Source organism: Brevibacterium sp. FME17, assembly GCF_014897515.1.
In the GTDB taxonomy this organism is placed as follows: domain Bacteria; phylum Actinomycetota; class Actinomycetes; order Actinomycetales; family Brevibacteriaceae; genus Brevibacterium.
Map to the genome: position 1 here is coordinate 198,013 of NZ_JABUYD010000001.1, position 15,335 is coordinate 213,347.

The 15,335-nt window shown below is 62.7% G+C and carries 12 protein-coding genes; 7 read left to right on the forward strand and 5 right to left on the reverse strand.

The genetic code is table 11. From position 1 onward, the window contains the following. Nucleotides 1-11 precede the first annotated feature (11 nt). Complete coding sequence (locus INT40_RS00825) at nucleotides 12-1,820, reverse strand: AMP-dependent synthetase/ligase (protein ID WP_193095275.1); 1,809 nt, start codon at nucleotides 1,818-1,820, stop codon at nucleotides 12-14. Nucleotides 1,821-2,010: 190 nt separating this feature from the next. Between INT40_RS00825 and leuS the strand changes: the two genes are divergently transcribed. Both leuS and nadE read left to right on the forward strand, forming a co-directional pair. Beyond that, nucleotides 2,011-4,935, forward strand: a complete 2,925-nt coding sequence (gene leuS, locus INT40_RS00830; protein WP_193095276.1) for a leucine--tRNA ligase — start codon at nucleotides 2,011-2,013, stop codon at nucleotides 4,933-4,935. A gap of 39 nt (nucleotides 4,936-4,974) precedes the next feature. Continuing rightward, nucleotides 4,975-5,802, forward strand: coding sequence for an ammonia-dependent NAD(+) synthetase (nadE, locus tag INT40_RS00835; protein ID WP_308298055.1), 828 nt, complete (start codon nucleotides 4,975-4,977; stop codon nucleotides 5,800-5,802). A 114-nt stretch (nucleotides 5,803-5,916) separates the two neighbouring features. Here nadE and INT40_RS00840 read toward each other — a convergent pair whose 3' ends face one another. Continuing rightward, nucleotides 5,917-6,612 carry a hypothetical protein gene (locus INT40_RS00840; protein WP_257930071.1) on the reverse strand — a complete coding sequence of 232 codons (696 nt, stop codon included), beginning with the start codon at nucleotides 6,610-6,612 and terminating at the stop codon, nucleotides 5,917-5,919. Between the two features lie 94 nt (nucleotides 6,613-6,706). Between INT40_RS00840 and INT40_RS00845 the strand changes: the two genes are divergently transcribed. From INT40_RS00845 to holA, 5 genes are all read left to right on the forward strand, one after another. Then, nucleotides 6,707-8,014, forward strand: a complete 1,308-nt coding sequence (locus INT40_RS00845; RefSeq protein ID WP_193070445.1) for a UDP-glucose dehydrogenase family protein — start codon at nucleotides 6,707-6,709, stop codon at nucleotides 8,012-8,014. Next, nucleotides 8,011-8,886 carry a DegV family protein gene (locus INT40_RS00850; protein ID WP_226830490.1) on the forward strand — a complete coding sequence of 292 codons (876 nt, stop codon included), beginning with the start codon at nucleotides 8,011-8,013 and terminating at the stop codon, nucleotides 8,884-8,886. Before INT40_RS00845 ends, INT40_RS00850 begins: the two co-directional genes overlap by 4 nt. A 146-nt stretch (nucleotides 8,887-9,032) precedes the next feature. Further along, nucleotides 9,033-9,905 carry a helix-hairpin-helix domain-containing protein gene (locus INT40_RS00855; RefSeq protein ID WP_193070447.1) on the forward strand — a complete coding sequence of 291 codons (873 nt, stop codon included), beginning with the start codon at nucleotides 9,033-9,035 and terminating at the stop codon, nucleotides 9,903-9,905. Nucleotides 9,906-9,978: 73 nt separating this feature from the next. Next, a complete protein-coding gene (locus tag INT40_RS00860) occupies nucleotides 9,979-12,222 on the forward strand; it encodes a ComEC/Rec2 family competence protein (RefSeq protein WP_193070448.1) in 2,244 nt (747 codons plus the stop codon). Between the two features lie 51 nt (nucleotides 12,223-12,273). Further along, on the forward strand, nucleotides 12,274-13,257 hold the full coding sequence (holA, locus tag INT40_RS00865; RefSeq protein ID WP_101570368.1) for a DNA polymerase III subunit delta: 984 nt from the start codon (nucleotides 12,274-12,276) through the stop codon (nucleotides 13,255-13,257). Between the two features lie 129 nt (nucleotides 13,258-13,386). Here the strand turns inward: holA and rpsT are convergent, their stop codons facing one another. The 3 genes from rpsT to INT40_RS00880 all read right to left on the reverse strand — a co-directional run bounded on the left by rpsT (nucleotide 13,387) and on the right by INT40_RS00880 (nucleotide 15,240). After that, nucleotides 13,387-13,647 carry a 30S ribosomal protein S20 gene (rpsT, locus tag INT40_RS00870; protein ID WP_101570367.1) on the reverse strand — a complete coding sequence of 87 codons (261 nt, stop codon included), beginning with the start codon at nucleotides 13,645-13,647 and terminating at the stop codon, nucleotides 13,387-13,389. 232 nt (nucleotides 13,648-13,879) lie between these two features. Next, nucleotides 13,880-14,461: a type II toxin-antitoxin system PemK/MazF family toxin gene (locus tag INT40_RS00875; protein ID WP_193070449.1), complete on the reverse strand. Its 582-nt coding sequence runs from the start codon at nucleotides 14,459-14,461 to the stop codon at nucleotides 13,880-13,882. An 11-nt stretch (nucleotides 14,462-14,472) separates the two neighbouring features. Beyond that, the gene (locus INT40_RS00880; RefSeq protein WP_193070450.1) at nucleotides 14,473-15,240 is read right to left on the reverse strand and encodes an endonuclease/exonuclease/phosphatase family protein; all 768 of its coding nucleotides are present in this window, start codon (nucleotides 15,238-15,240) and stop codon (nucleotides 14,473-14,475) included. Nucleotides 15,241-15,335 lie beyond the last annotated feature (95 nt).

Sequence of the window (15,335 nt, forward strand, 5' to 3'; positions counted from 1 at the left end):
CCGCGCCGTGATCAGTCGGTGTAGAGCCCGTCGATGTCGGCTGCGAAGTCCTTGCTGACGAGGTGACGCTTGACCGACTGCTTGGCCGATAGGTAGCCGTTGTCTTCGGTGAGCTCAACGGGCAGGATGGTGAACTTCTTGATGCCCTCCGCCCGTGACACGGTTCTGTTGACGTTCTCGACGGCCTTTTCGATGGTGGCCCGCACGGTTTCGTCTGCCGATGCCTGGCGCAGGTCCATCTGCGGCAGGTCATGGTTCTTCAGCCATGTCGGCAACATTTCCGAATCGAGGAAGATGAGCGCGGAGATGAACTTCCGGTTGTCACCGACGACGACGGGCTGGCCGATGAGCGGGTGGCGACGCAGGGCATCTTCGAGTGGTGCAGGGGCGATGTTCTTGCCGCTCGAAGTCACGATGAGCTCCTTCTTGCGACCATTGATCGTCAAGTAGCCGTCCTCATCGAGAGAGCCGAGATCACCGGTGGCGAACCATTCGCCGTGGAACTCCTTGTCGGTGGCCTTCGGGTTGTTCCAGTATTCGCGGAAGACAGGGACGCCCTTGGTCAGGATCTCGCCATCGGGGGCGATGGCTACGCTGACACCGGGCAGTGGAACGCCGACGGTGCCGATTTTGGCCTTCTCCGGCACATTCACGGTGATCGGGGCGGTTGTCTCCGTCAGGCCGTAACCTTCGAGGACAACGAGGCCGATTCCCCGGAAGAAGTGGCCGAGATGAGCGCCGAGCGGGCCGCCACCGGAGACCGCGGCACGGACGTTGTTGCCCATGACCGTACGCAGCTTCGAGTACACGAGCTTGTCGAAGAGTGCATGCTGGAGTTTGAGTGAGGTTGGGATCTTCTCTGCATCCATGGCCCTGGAATAGGCGACAGCGACCTGCTCAGCGCGGCGGAAGATCTTCTCCTTGCCGCCGGATTGGGCCTGCGCCAGTGCAGAGTTGAAGACCTTCTCGAAGACGCGGGGGACTCCGAGGATGAACGATGGACGGAAGCTGCCGAGAGCGTCTGTGAGCTTCGTCAGGTCGGACTGGTGGGCCAGCACAGCGCCGGAGCTGATCGAAAGGACCTCGATGAAGCGAGCAAAGACATGTGCCTGTGGCAGGAACAGCAGCGCGCGCATGCCTCCGGTGAAGACCTCCGGGATCTGCTCCTGAGCAGCCTGGACGGTCTGGACGAAGTTCCCATGCGTAAGAACACAGCCCTTTGGCTTGCCTGTGGTGCCGGAGGTGTAGATGAGGGTGGCGGCTGTTTCGCTGGTGACCTGCGAGCGTGCGGCTTCGAGGGCGTCGTCGCTGATCTGTCGCCCGGTGGTTTCGAGTTCGGAGAACGCGCCCTGGTCCCAGACCCACAGCTGTGGTGTGGCGACTCCAGCGGCGGCCGCGGCGGCTTCGACCCGGTCGGCGTGCTCACGAGTGCTGACGAGGCCACGTTCGACGGCCGCGTCCTTGATCATCCAGGCGAGCTGATCTTCTGAGGATGTGTCGTAGAAGGGTACGGAGATTCCGCCCGCGAACCACACGGCGTAATCACTGAGAGTCCATTCGAAGGAGGTGGGTCCGAAGATCGCGATCCGGTCTCCGACCTCGACTCCGGATGCGATGAGTCCCTTGGCCGCTGTTCGGACCTGGGTGAGGAATTCACCGGCGGTGACTTCGTCCCAGCTGTTCTCAACTGGTTTGGCCACCAGCGGCAGATTCGGGTCCTCGGCGACCTTCGCAAGGAAGATATCGGTCGTAGATGATGCCGTGTCGACCTTGAAGTCGACAACCGGGGTTGTGGATTGAGGCATTGTCGCCTGGCTCATGAGCTCTCCTTCGTGGCATAAGTTACTGCCCGGTTATCTTACTGGTCTGGCGTTGTGAGGTGAAATCGCTCACGTTTGGAAGCTCAAACCCTCGTCACACCTCTGTCTCGCAGTCTAGCCAAGTCGAAGCAGGGAGTGTTCAGAGTACGATGGTCAAAACCCGCTCACGCCCAGCCAGTGAAGGAAGGTAATGACGACGAATCCTGAGGAGACCGGTTTCCGCTACGATGCGGTGCTGGCCGAGAAAATCGAGAAGTCATGGCAGCACACATGGGAACAGGCGGGAACATTCCACGCCCCGAACCCAACCGGTGATCTGAGCCAGGCTGTTGGAGGTCTCGGTCAACAGGATTCGGACTCTGCATATGGTCCGCCACAGGCCCTCGGCGAGCGTGAGTCCCTCTACATCATGGACATGTTCCCATACCCGTCAGGGGCAGGGCTGCACGTCGGTCACCCTCTGGGCTACTTGGGCACGGACGTCTACGGCCGCTATCAGCGGATGCGCGGGCACAATGTCATGCACGCACTGTCCTATGACGCCTTCGGTCTGCCCGCCGACCTATACGCAGTCCAGACGGGGCAGCACCCACGCATCACGACGGATGCGAACATCAAGAACATGACACGACAGCTGCGTCGGCTGGGTCTGGCCCATGACGCTCGCCGCAGCTTCGCGACCACCGACGATGAGTTCGTGCGGTGGACCCAGTGGATCTTCCTGCAGATCTTCAACTCCTGGTATGACCCGGAGGCGAGCACCGAAGGCGAAGACTCTGTCGGCGCCGCTCGGCCGATCACCACGCTGATCGAGAAGTTCGAGCAGGGAGCCAAACAGACCCCTGACTCCCGTCCCTGGTCGGAGCTGAGCTCGTCCGAGCAGGAGGCCATCCTGCAGGACTACCGCTTGGCCTATGTCTCTGAGTCCCCGGTCAATTGGTGTCCGGGGCTGGGCACCGTGCTCGCCAACGAGGAAGTCACGGCCGAAGGCCTCTCCGAGCGGGGCAACTTCCCTGTCTACACCCGCCGCCTGCGGCAGTGGAACATGCGCATCACCGCCTATGCCGATCGCCTCATCGACGATCTGGACGGCCTTGACTGGCCCTCGGCAGTGCGCAGCATGCAGGTCAATTGGATCGGCCGCTCGAAGGGTGCCCTGCTGCGCCTGCCCGTGGCCGCCTCGGATGCGCAGCTCGAGGTCTACACGACTCGTCCCGACACCCTTTTCGGTGCCACCTACCTCGTGCTCAGCCCAGAGCATCCGCAGGTTGCCGCACTCACAGCCGCTGAGTGGGGCGAGCAGACTCCCGAGTCGTGGCGCGGCGGTCAGCCCACCCCCGTCGAGGCGATCGCCGCCTACCAGCGCGAAGCAGCGGCGAAGACCGATGCGGATCGTCAGCAGAGCAAAGACAAGACCGGAATCTTCACCGGGTCCTATGCGATCAATCCCGCGACCGGGAAGCAGATTCCTGTCTTCGTTGCCGACTATGTGCTGATGGGTTACGGAACCGGCGCGATCATGGCCGTTCCGGCCGAAGATACCCGCGACTGGGACTTCGCGAAATCATTCGGACTGCCGTATGTGCGCACCGTTACGCCCCCGGCCGATCACGATGAGGACAAGCCCTACACAGGGACCGGGGTGATGACCAACTCCGCCAACGACGAGATCGACATCAACGGTCTCGAAGTCGACGCGGCGAAGGCGACGATCACCGAATGGCTGGCCCAGAAGGGGCTGGCCACCGAGTCGACTCAGTACCGACTGCGCGACTGGCTGTTCTCCCGCCAGCGCTATTGGGGCGAACCGTTCCCAATCGTCTACAACGAGGCCGGAACGCCGATTGCCCTGCCCGACTCCATGTTGCCGGTAGGGCTGCCCGAGGTCGACGACTTCGCTCCGCGGACGTTTGCCGCCGATGATGCAGACAGCAATCCGGAGCCTGCTTTGGGGCGCAACCGCGACTGGGTCGAGGTCGAACTCGACCTGGGTGATGGTCCGCAGAAGTATTACCGCGAGACGAACACGATGCCCAACTGGGCCGGATCGTCCTGGTACCAGCTGCGCTACGCCGACCCGCACAACAGCGAACGTCTCGTGGACCCGGACAACGAGAAGTACTGGATGGGCCCACGCGAATCCAAGCCGCGCGGCGGTGCCGACCTCTACGTGGGCGGTGCCGAGCACTCGGTTCTGCACTTGCTCTACGCTCGCTTCTGGCACAAGATCCTGTTCGACCTCGGCCATGTCTCATCGTCGGAACCGTTCCACCGTCTGGTCAATCAGGGCTACATCCAGGCCTACGCCTACACCGACTCACGCGGCGTCTATGTCCCCGCCGCCGAGGTGGAGGAGAAGACAGATGGCAACGGTGAGTCGACCTTCTGGTACGAGGGTGCACAGGTCAACCGTGAATACGGCAAGATCGGCAAATCACTGAGGAACTCGGTCTCGCCCGATGAGATGTATGACGAGTACGGTGCTGACACGTTCCGTGTCTATGAGATGTCGATGGGACCGATCGAACAGGCTCGTCCCTGGGAGACGCGTGCCGTCGTCGGTGCGCAGCGGTTCCTGCAGCGTGTGTGGCGTCTGTTCGTGGACGAGACCACCGGCGAGTCGGCGATCAGGGACGGCATGGCCGAACCTGAGACGCTCAAGGTGCTCCACCAGGTCATCGACGGCGTCCGTGACGACATGGACCATCTGCGTTTCAACACCGCGATCTCGAAGCTGATCGTGCTCACGAACCACGCCACGAAGCAGGGCGGAGTCACGGCAGATGTGTTGGAGCCGCTGACCATCATGCTCTCGCCCTTCGCGCCGCACCTGGCCGAGGAGCTGTGGGCCAAACTGGGCCACACCTCAACTCTGACCTATGCGACGTTCCCGGCCGCCGACCCGCAGCATCTGGTCGCCGACCAGGTCACCTGTGTCGTCCAGGTCAAGGGCAAGGTGCGTGCACGACTCGAGGTCGACCCCGAGATCTCGGCCGAGGACCTGGAGGAGCTGGCACTGGAATCGCCGAATGCGCTCAAGGCACTCGACGGGGCCGGGGTGCGCAAGGTCATCGTGCGCGCGCCCAAACTGGTCAATATCGTCCCCGACGCCTGAGACACGGCGTCTGCCCGGAAGGGTTGAATACATATGTCAATGGAAGCCACACGGGACGAAATCCGGCACACCCTGGGTGTGAGGCCGACAATAGATCCGGCAACGGAAGTCGCTCGTCGTGTCGAATTCCTGGCCGAATACATCCTGACTACCGGAGTCAAGGGTCTGACCTTGGGCATCAGTGGTGGGCAGGACTCCACCTTGGCCGGACGACTGTGCCAGTTGGCGGTCGAGGAGCTGCGCAGGAGGGGAGCGAACGCCGAATTCTGGGCGATCCGCTTGCCTCATCATGTGCAGACCGATGAGGATGACGCTCAGAGTGCGCTGGAGTTCATCCGAGCCGACCATGAGGTCGTCATCAACATCGGTTCGGCCACCGACGCTGCGGCGGCCGAATATGCCAGCGCGACCGGAGACGCCATTACCGACTTCGGCAAGGGCAACGTCAAGGCACGGATGCGCATGATCGCGCAGTTCGAGCTGGCAGGGGAGAAGCGTCTCCTCGTCGCGGGCACCGATCATGCGGCAGAGGCCGTGACCGGCTTCTTCACCAAATTCGGTGACGGTGCCGCCGATGTTGTGCCGCTGGCAGGACTGAATAAGCGACAAGGACGAGCGCTGCTTGACCACCTCGGCGCTCCCGAGCACCTGGTTCGCAAAGTTCCCACAGCGGACCTGCTCGATGATGCACCGGGCCAGACCGACGAGTCGTCTTTGGGTCTCAGCTATGACCAGATCGATGACTTCCTCGAGGGCAAGGACATCGATAAGGCTGCTGCTTCGGCACTCGTTGAGAAATACCGTGCCTCCGAACACAAACGTCGCACACCGGTGACACCGACCGATTCGTGGTGGATTCGCCACTGACCCGGTAGCCGCCACTGACCCGGTAGCCGGCACTGACTCGGTAACGCTGCTGACACTGATGGCGACGGACTCGATACGAGTCCGTCGCCATCGTGGTTCTCAGTTCAATTCGCCTTAGGCGACGAGTCCGAGCTCCAGGGCTGTTTGGTTGAATTCCCACCGGGCGGAGACGAACTTGTCGCCCAGGCTCTCGCCGCGGCTGCGAGCCTCCGTGTACTCTCTCCAGCCGCCTTTGCGGGAATCTCCGGGACGGATCTCTCGCTTCGACTTATCGTCGGCAAGCTGGCGAGTCTCCTCATTCACCCAGATCGACAGAGCTTCGGCGGCACGGTAGAGATCCATGAACGCTGTGTGGGAACGCGGGTTGTCGAAGCTGGACTTCGCGAATTCCTTCCGGAACGTGTGCAGCGGCTCGAGTTCGTCAACCTCGAGCGTCCCGTAAGTCGCATCCAGACGCAGCGACTGCACCAGGCCCGCAGAATCCGGGAGCAGGCCCAGGATCCGCCGCGCACGCTCTTCGTCGGGCAGCGCAGTGACGTCTTCGTCGACAGGAGTCAGACCCAGGGTATCGAGACGCCCACGTTCGGTGCTCAACAGCTGGCGCAGAGAATCGATCTGTATCTGTGCCCGCCGCCACTCGCCATGGAACATGAGCAAGGCGATGATGACTCCGAGGCACAGAATCAGGCCGATGATCCAGGCGAAGGGGTGGAGTCCGGGCACAGCGAAGAGGACGATGCCCAGCACGCTGAGCACCGCGAATGTTACCGCCGCCGGTGAGTTGGTCAGGAAATCCAAGAAACGCTTCACAATTCCAAGGGTACTGTTTCAACCTGCAGATATCGTGGAACCTAGTGGCATATAGTGTGGCTGAAATGCCGGGACGAAGCAGGGAGAACACGGATTGAAGATTTCAGTCATCGGGTGCGGATACCTGGGCGCTGTTCACGCGGCGGCTATGGCATCACTGGGACACGAGGTAGTCGGCGTCGATGTCGACGCTGACAAGGTGGCGGCGCTGACCTCTGGTCGGCCGCCCTTCTTCGAGCCGGGGCTGAGTGAATTGCTGGTGAAGGGTCAGAACCTCGGCAGTCTCGAATTCACCACAGACGTCTCGCGTGTCGCGGACTCGCGGATCCATTTCGTGTGTGTCGGAACCCCACAGAAGCCGGGAGAGTTCGCAGCCGATGTCACCTACGTCGATGCGGCAGCGAATTCGCTGATTCCGTATCTGACTTCGACGTCGGTGGTTGTGGGTAAGTCCACCGTTCCTGTCGGTACTGCAGAACGTTTGGCCGCTCTGTTGGCTCCCGCGGGAGCAACCCTGATGTGGAATCCCGAGTTCCTGCGGGAAGGTCATGCTGTGGAGGACACGCTGCACCCCAACCGCCTGGTCTACGGTGTCGCAGATGGGCAGGCCGGTGAACAGGCCACTGCTGGCCTCGACGAGGTGTATGCGACCATGCTGGCCGAAGAGACGCCGCGCATGATCACAGACTTCGCGACCGCCGAGCTGGTCAAGACCGCGGCGAACTCATTCTTGGCCACGAAGATCTCATTTATCAATGCGATGGCGGAGCTGTGCGAGGCCTCGGGGGCCGACGTCACCCAGCTGGCGGATGCGATCGGGATGGATGATCGCATCGGACGGAAGTTCCTCAACGCCGGCCTCGGCTTCGGCGGCGGTTGCCTGCCCAAGGACATCCGTGCCTTCTTGGCCCGTGCCGGTGAACTGGGTGCCGATCAGGCGGTGGCGTTCCTGCGGGAGATCGACTCGATCAACATGCGACGCCGTGTGCGCATGGTCGACATTGCCCGGGATACCTTGGACGGGTCATTCATCGGGAAGAAGGTCACGGTCCTCGGCGCCGCGTTCAAACCCAACAGCGACGATGTCCGGGATTCGCCTGCTCTGGCTGTGGCGCGTCTGATCGCGACCCAGGGCGGTGTGGTGACGGTGACGGATCCGCAGGCGATCGACAATGCGGCCAAGACCTTCCCCGAACTCAACTATGTGGCTGATACCTCGCAGGCTCTGGCCGGCGCCGATGCTGTGCTGCTGCTGACGGAGTGGCAGGAGTACCGGGATCTTGATCCGGTGGCCACAGCGTCGTTGGTGGCAGACAAACTCCTCATCGATGGCAGGAATGTGCTGACACCGCAGGTGTGGCGCGCGGCCGGCTGGACGTATCGGGCGCTGGGCCGACCATGAAGATCGGCCTGGTCACCGACTCGACGGCACAGCTGTCGGACGACGAGGAATCCATGCTGCGCGAGATCACCGGTGACCTCTTCGCCGTCGTTCCCTTGACGGTGCTCGTTGGAGGGGTCGCCTTCGCAGACGGCGAGCTTGAACCGGGGCACCTGTGCCAGAAGATGGACGAAGGCGCCGAGGTGTCGACCTCCATGGCGACTCCCGCTCAGTTCACCAAGGCCTACTCAACCCTGCTCGACCATGGGGCTGAGGCGATCATCGCTGTGACCATGTCGGGGGAGCTCTCCGGGACACGTGACTCGGCCGTCGCCGCCGCTGCGCTCGAGGATTCGCTGATCAACGTTGTGGATTCCAGGACCACCTCGGCGGGACTGGCCGGCGCACTTGCGATCGCTGCCGCCGGAATCACACAGGGACACGATGTGGCGTCGATCGCCGGAACCGTCGCCGACTGGTGCGCCGGCGAGACCCGAACCGCATTCGCTCCAGAGACCTTGGAACACCTGCGCCGAGGCGGTCGCATCGGTGCCGCGTCCTCGCTGCTGGGCCGGGCCCTGCAGATCGTTCCGGTGCTCGGGCTCAACGCCGGTGTCGTGGCCCCTGTCGCCAGGGTCCGCACCCGCACGAAGGCACTCGATCGCATGGTTGCCTTAGCCGGTGAAACCGCAGCCGAGATCGCCTCCGATGAGCAGGACGTGTACGTGGAGATCCAGCACGCGGACGGTGAACCCTCCCACCCAGATGTGGTCACGCTGCGCGAGAAGATCGAAGCGGCCGGCCTACCGACGACATTTCGAACCTTGTCGACCATCATCACCGCCCACGTCGGATCCGGCACCATCGGAATCACGGTCCAAACCAGACCCTGAGCTTCTCACCACCGGTCCACTCATGCTCACCAGACTGTGGACGAGTGGCCCAGTCATGCGTGTTTGACCTGTGGACCCAGAGACGGTTTCCACAAGCGGCAGTTCGGCGCTGGTGCGAGCGAGGCCTGTACCCAAAGCTTGTCGACATGGCCGTCTCTCCCGATGATCGCTTCGCAGGCCTCATCAATTCCAGCGCCGAACGCGGCGGGTGGGTCCCAGGAGATGTGTTCGGAAGCGACACCGAAGGCGAAGAAGAGCCGGTAGAGCAGCGTCGAGTGCGCCTGCCCATCCTGGTGGCATTGGCGGTGGCGACAATTGCTGTGCTCGTCATCGCCTTCCTCATCTTCCGACCCGCCCCACACCATGCCGCCTCTGAAGAACAGGTGGGATCAGCAGAGGGCGGCGGCACAGACGCCGGTGGCAGTGCAGGCGCGACTGCGACCCAGAGCGCCGACGACGGAACCGTCGTCGTCCATGTCACCGGAGCAGTGCACAGACCCTCCGTCGTGACCCTGAGTGCAGGAACTCGAGTCCAGGACGCGGTGGAAGAGGCCGGGGGACTGAAGGAACAAGCCGACGCGGAGGCGATCAACCTTGCCCGGGTCCTTAAAGACGGCGAGCAGATCCACATCCCCGCCCGCGGAGAAGAGCCAGAGACGAGTCGTGCTGATGACGCCGGCACTGCTTCGAACGCAGGCGGGAGCTCAAGTGCCAGTCCAGGCGGAGACCCAGGAGGGGCTGCGAGCTCCAGGGGCGCAGGTTCCGGTGGTGCGGAGGACAACGCAGCAGGTGATCCCGGCAGCGGCTCCGCAGATCCGAATCCGGGGGCAAAAGTCGACCTCAACACCGCTGACCTCACGAGCCTGGAGACACTGCCCGGAGTCGGTCCTGTGACCGCAGAGGCGATCATTGCCCACCGTGAGGAGCAGCCCTTCACCAGCGTCGAGGATCTGCTGCTCGTCCAAGGTATCGGACCCAAGACCTTCGAAAGTCTCAAAGACCTTGTCACCGTCGGGTAGGGCTCAGCGAGCGAGGACTGGTGGGGCGAAATCTGAGCGGGTCAGAGACCGGTGGAAGACGGTTGTCACCTGTGTGAGGACCACTGCCCAGATCTGGCCCGGATCGGTTCGCCTGCTCATCTGCGCGCTGGCACTATGGACCACTGCACTGCTGGACCTCGGACCCTGGGCGCTGCTGGCTGCACCAGCTCTCGTCGGCCTCGGCTTCCTGTGTCTGCGCAGGCACCATCACCTCGGTGTGCTCCTCATCGTCTTCACCTGCCTGTTCACGATCCAGACCACCATGCTCGGCGCCGCTCGAGGAACGGATGATGCCACCTCGGCGGAGGGCATCGTGGTCGGGCACAGCCAGCCGGGGGAATCGGGCTGGTCTCGGCTGACGGTGCTGACCTCGACCGGTATCACCGAGGTGCTCAGTCCCTCGGCGCCACCCGATGGTGCTCGTGTGTCCATGCGCACCGAAGCCCTCGATGACATTCGCATCTCCAACGTTGATGCGAACGTCCTTCGTACACCGAACAGGCTGTGGCAGTGGCGAACGGACCTGCGCATGCAGCTGCGCGAAGACTCACTGGCCTCGGGCCACAGCGGCGGAGCACTCTTGCCAGGACTCGTGGTCGGAGACACCGGGCCGCAGAATGCACGGATGGAAGACGACATGCGTGTGGTGTCCCTGACTCACATTTCGGCCGTCTCAGGCAGCAATGTCACGATCGTCAGCCTCGGCGCCGGACTGTTTGCCGGACTGTGTCGGGCCGGGCCCAGAACACGCGTCGCAGTCGGGGTGCTCACCTGCATCGGGTATGTGTTCGTAGTCGGATTCGAACCCAGTGCCATCCGGGCCGCTGGGATGGCTATCGCGGTGGCCCTCGTGTTCCTACGTGGGGGAGGGATCTCACCGGTGGCGGTGATGAGCACGACCGTGTGCCTTCTGCTCAGCCTGGTCCCCGTGCTGGCCACCTCGGTGGGGTTTGTGCTCTCCGTCGTCTCGACCGCCGCCATCATGTTCATCGTTCCGATCCTTCTGCGGTATCTGAGCCTGCGACTGTCGCTGGTCCCCGCCATCGTCATCAGCGCCCTCCTCGTGCCCCTGGTTGCTCAGTTGGCATGTACCCCGGTGCTAGTGGCGATCGATCCTCGGATCGGGATGTGGTCGGTGGCGGCCAACGCCCTGGCCGCACCCGCAGTGCTGCCGGCCACCATCCTCGGGTTCCTATCGCTGGTGTGCGGGGGTCTCGGGCTCGTCGGCGTCCCGGGACTGCTGTGGGCTGCTCAACTGCCTGCCTGGTTCGGCTCTCTGTGCGCATGGTGGATCGTTGCCGTGGCCAGGGCCTGTGCCGGACTGCCCGGGGCGGCATTGGACTGGCCGCAACCGCCGTGGGGGACGCTGGCCGCAACCGGGCTCCTCGTCGTGTTGGCCGCAGGCACATGGCTGATAGTGCGCCGCAGACTGTGGGGAGTTCCAGTGGTCGTCGTCTGCATCTGCCTGACAGCGCTGATCATCGTGGTCGGCCGGACGAAACCACCGGCAGATGACTGGTTGGTGATGGTCTGCGATGTGGGGCAGGGCTCGGCAACGCTGATCAACCTCGGCGAAGGCCGTGGGCTCGTCGTCGACACGGGGAAGGACCCGAAGCCGGTCGACGTGTGCCTTGACGAGGGTGGGATTGAGGAGTTCGATCTGTTCATCTCCCACTTCGATGCCGATCACAGTGCTGGGTATGCCGGAACCACATGGTCGCGGACCCTGCAGCAGCTGTGGGTGTCTGCCAACGTCAGTGGGGGAGCCGAAGCCCGCAACATCGTTGAAGACACCGGCGCCGAGGTGGTTGCCACAGCACGTGGACGCACGATCGACGCCGGTGGGGCACAGATCGAGGTGCTCTGGCCGCCTACGACGAACACGGAGGAGTCAGGGGGTGCAGAGGAGGCGGCAGGGGCCGAGGAAGCACAAGGGAGCGGGGGCACCGAGGTGCGCAATGAGGATTCTCTGGTGCTGAGGGTCGAGCAGAACGATTTGAGTTACCTGGTCCCCGGAGATATCGGCGAGGACGAACAGTTCATCGTCGCTCAGAACCTCGAACCCGTCGATGTGCTCATTGCACCCCACCATGGCTCTTCCGACCTGTCAGAGGACTTCTTCACGGCCGCAGGCGCTCGCCTCGGAGTGGTCTCGGTGGGAGACAACAGCTACGGCCATCCCACGCCACGAGCCCTGCAGGCCTTCGGACCCGTCACTGTTCTGCGCACCGACCTCTGCGGCACCGTCGCCATCTATGCGGACGCACAGTACAGCACCGGGCGAGGCTGCCCATGACTGCCGGTGACTGCGGCGCGTCGTGTCCATGGCTAACGATAGGCTTGGGCCATGGCAGTGAAGAAGACCCTGATCCCGTGGAGTTCCGCGAAGCCCGCGCCCGTAGTGATGATCTCTGGAAACGAGCCTGTGCTCATCCGAATGGCCAAGGATCGGATCGTCACTGCCGCACGGAAGTCCGACCCGGAGGAGATCGAATTCGACGCCGCCGGATACCAAGGCGGAGAGCTGCTCATGGCGGCCTCGCCCTCATTGTTCTCTTCTTCGAAGCTCATCGTCGTCGACAGCGTCGAGAAGTGCTCGGAAGCATTCTTGGCAGATGCGCTCGCCTACCTCGATGACCCCAATGACGATGCCGTCGTCGTTCTCCTGCACGGGGGAGGAAATCGGGGTGCGAAGCTGGTCAAGAAGATCGAGGCGAACGGATTCCCCCGAGTTGATGCGGCCGCGCTGAAGAACGAGAGTGACCGGGCCAAATTCGCCCAAGGCCGGTTCAAGGCTGCGAAGAGGCAGATCGACGAATCCGGGATGGCAGCACTCATGTCCGCGCTCGGGGCCGACCTGTCCGAGCTCAACGCCGGTGTGGAGCAGCTCGTAGAAGACACGGAAGGAACCATCACCGCTCAGGTTGTCGACCGGTACTACGGCGGTCGGGTGGAAGCCACCGGCTTCAAGGTCGCCGACGCTGCCGTCGGGGGAGATGCGAAGAATGCACTGAGCCTCCTGCGTCACGCACTGTCGACCGGCTCCGACCCGGTGCCACTGGTGGCCGCTGTTGCAATGAAATTGCGGGGGATGGCCAAGGTCCAGGGCTTCTCGGGATCAAGCGGTGAACTCGCGGCGGAGCTGAAGATGGCTCCGTGGCAGGTCGACCGTGCCCGGCGTGAGGTGCGCCGTTGGAACGAAGTGGCGCTGGGACAGTCACTGATTGCGGCGGCCGAAGCCGATGAAGCCGTCAAGGGCGGAGGCCGTGACCCGGTCTACGCGGTCGAATGGTTCGTCTCCGAAGTCTGCCGGCTGGCTCGCCAACGCTGAGCGGCGAACACATCCCAAACGCTGCATAACGCTAAGCGGTGAACACATCGCAAACACTGAGCAGTGAATAGACGAGGGGCCCGATCCAAACGGATCGGGCCCCTCGAAGCTATAGCCTCAGTGATCGACTCAGAGAGCGTTGATCTGCGTGGCCATTCTCGACTTGCGGTTCGCAGCGTTGTTCTTGTGCAGAACACCCTTCGAAACAGCCTTGTCGAGCTTCTGGGCGGCAACAGCATAAGCCTGCTGTGCTTCGTCCTTCTTGCCGGCAGCAATGTTCTCGCGGACGACGCGGACGTGTGACCGAACCTCGGACCGCACAGCCTTGTTGCGCTGGCGAGCCTTTTCGTTGGTTTCAATCCGCTTGATCTGTGACTTGATATTAGCCAATTTCAACACTCTTTCGTGTTAGTGGAACATGGTCGTGAGGGCACACCTGATCGACATATTCGTCTCCGCGGGGAAACACATCGACGATATCGAATCCGGTGGCATCTTCACCCGACCTAGACGAGACACACGCCATTGATGAAGATACTCTCTCTACGATACAGGCTGATCCTGTCAGGCAGAAATTCCCTACGCCTGGTCGCAGGATCTCGGTCTCGGTTCAGGCCCGGGGTCAGCCGGCGTTGACGTTCTTGGCGACCTGTTCGAAGATCTCGCGGGGCATGATCGCACCTTCGCGGCGGATGGACTGCGGATCGAGACGGATCACGCGATCGAGACGAATCTCAGAGGGCCGACCCTGCGAGTCCCAGTCGCCGCTGCCGATATTCATCCACCGAGCGTGACGGTCTTCGCGAACCTCGCCGACGCCACCGGGGATGTGATCCTTGCTGGTGAGCATGAGTGCCAGAACCCAGCGACCATCCTTGCCGACGACCAAGGAGGGGCGGTCCTTGCCCTGGGAGTAGTCTTCTTCGAAGGGGATCCACCCCCACACGACCTCACCCGGATCGGCATCGCCGTCGAGATCGGGTGCATAGGAGACATTGACCGAGCCTTGGTAGTCACCCGGATAGTCACTGTCCTTCGCTGAGGCGGCGCCGGAGGCCCGTGCATCACCTCGCGGGGGGTTGCTCGGGTGGGGTCCTGACCCCTGCGAGCCTGCCTTCTTCTTCGCTTGGGAGTCCCTGAGGAACTTGAAGCCTTCATTGACGCCGATCTTGACGGCGCGATTGACCAGTGTTTTCCAACTCATGTGCGCCAATCCTAATCGACGTAGTCCAGAACCGCTTCGATCGGAAAATGGTCGGACGGGTACTCACCATCAGTGCAGAAGGTATTGATCCGAGTCGACAGGGTCCGCAGGTCAGAAGTTGTGAGGATCCAGTCGATGCGGCCATCACCGACTTTCGGACCTTTGTAACGGTGGAAGGTGCCGATGTCTTGGCTCGGGACGACCGCCCCAGTGTCGGTGAGTCCCAGCTCTGTGCAGAAATAGTCGTAGACGGGGGAGCCGGTGGCGACGTTGAAGTCGCCGGTGACCACGGCCGGACCGTTCGCCTCGGCGATGTGGAGTGCCATGATCTTCCCCGACTCCAGACGGGCCTCCTCCGATTTGTGGTCGAGGTGGGTGTTGAGCAGGCGCAGCGACCGACTTGTCACCAGGTCTCGAAGGTCCACGACGGTCAGGGTTCGGGCGTGGGAGACGCCCCACGATTCGGAGGCGACCGTCTCCGGCTGTTTGGAGAGCCAACTGATGTCGACCTTGTCGACGTCGAAGCGCGACGAGTCGTAGATGACGGCGGTGAACTCACCCGAATTCCCGCCCGAATGCCCCTCACCCAACCAGATGTACTCATCGGGGAGCAGGCTGATGAGTGTCTCGAGCTGATCGAGCTCACCCTCCTGCGTGCCGATGATGTGAGGGTGAGCCTCAATGATGAGATCGGCGGCGATGGGCAGACGCTTGGACACGGGATGCCCGTCCAGCGCCGGATACCTGAGGTTGAAGCTCATGATCGAGAAATCGCTCATGCCCCAATCTTCGCCGATCAGCACCGAAAGTGGGGATCGGCGTCGGGATTCTCAGCCAGTTGAAGTGGCTTCGAACACGTGTTGCCCGCATGTGA

What these genes read in the sequence shown, in the direction of transcription:
- INT40_RS00850 (WP_226830490.1), top strand. Translation starts at nt 8,011, where the DNA reads ATGAAGATCGGCCTGGTCACCGACTCGACGGCACAGCTGTCGGACGAC.
- INT40_RS00825 (WP_193095275.1), bottom strand. Translation starts at nt 1,820, where the DNA reads ATGAGCCAGGCGACAATGCCTCAATCCACAACCCCGGTTGTCGACTTC.
- INT40_RS00880 (WP_193070450.1), bottom strand. Translation starts at nt 15,240, where the DNA reads ATGAGCGATTTCTCGATCATGAGCTTCAACCTCAGGTATCCGGCGCTG.
- leuS (WP_193095276.1), top strand. Translation starts at nt 2,011, where the DNA reads ATGACGACGAATCCTGAGGAGACCGGTTTCCGCTACGATGCGGTGCTG.
- holA (WP_101570368.1), top strand. Translation starts at nt 12,274, where the DNA reads ATGGCAGTGAAGAAGACCCTGATCCCGTGGAGTTCCGCGAAGCCCGCG.
- INT40_RS00875 (WP_193070449.1), bottom strand. Translation starts at nt 14,461, where the DNA reads ATGAGTTGGAAAACACTGGTCAATCGCGCCGTCAAGATCGGCGTCAAT.
- INT40_RS00855 (WP_193070447.1), top strand. Translation starts at nt 9,033, where the DNA reads ATGGCCGTCTCTCCCGATGATCGCTTCGCAGGCCTCATCAATTCCAGC.
- nadE (WP_308298055.1), top strand. Translation starts at nt 4,975, where the DNA reads ATGGAAGCCACACGGGACGAAATCCGGCACACCCTGGGTGTGAGGCCG.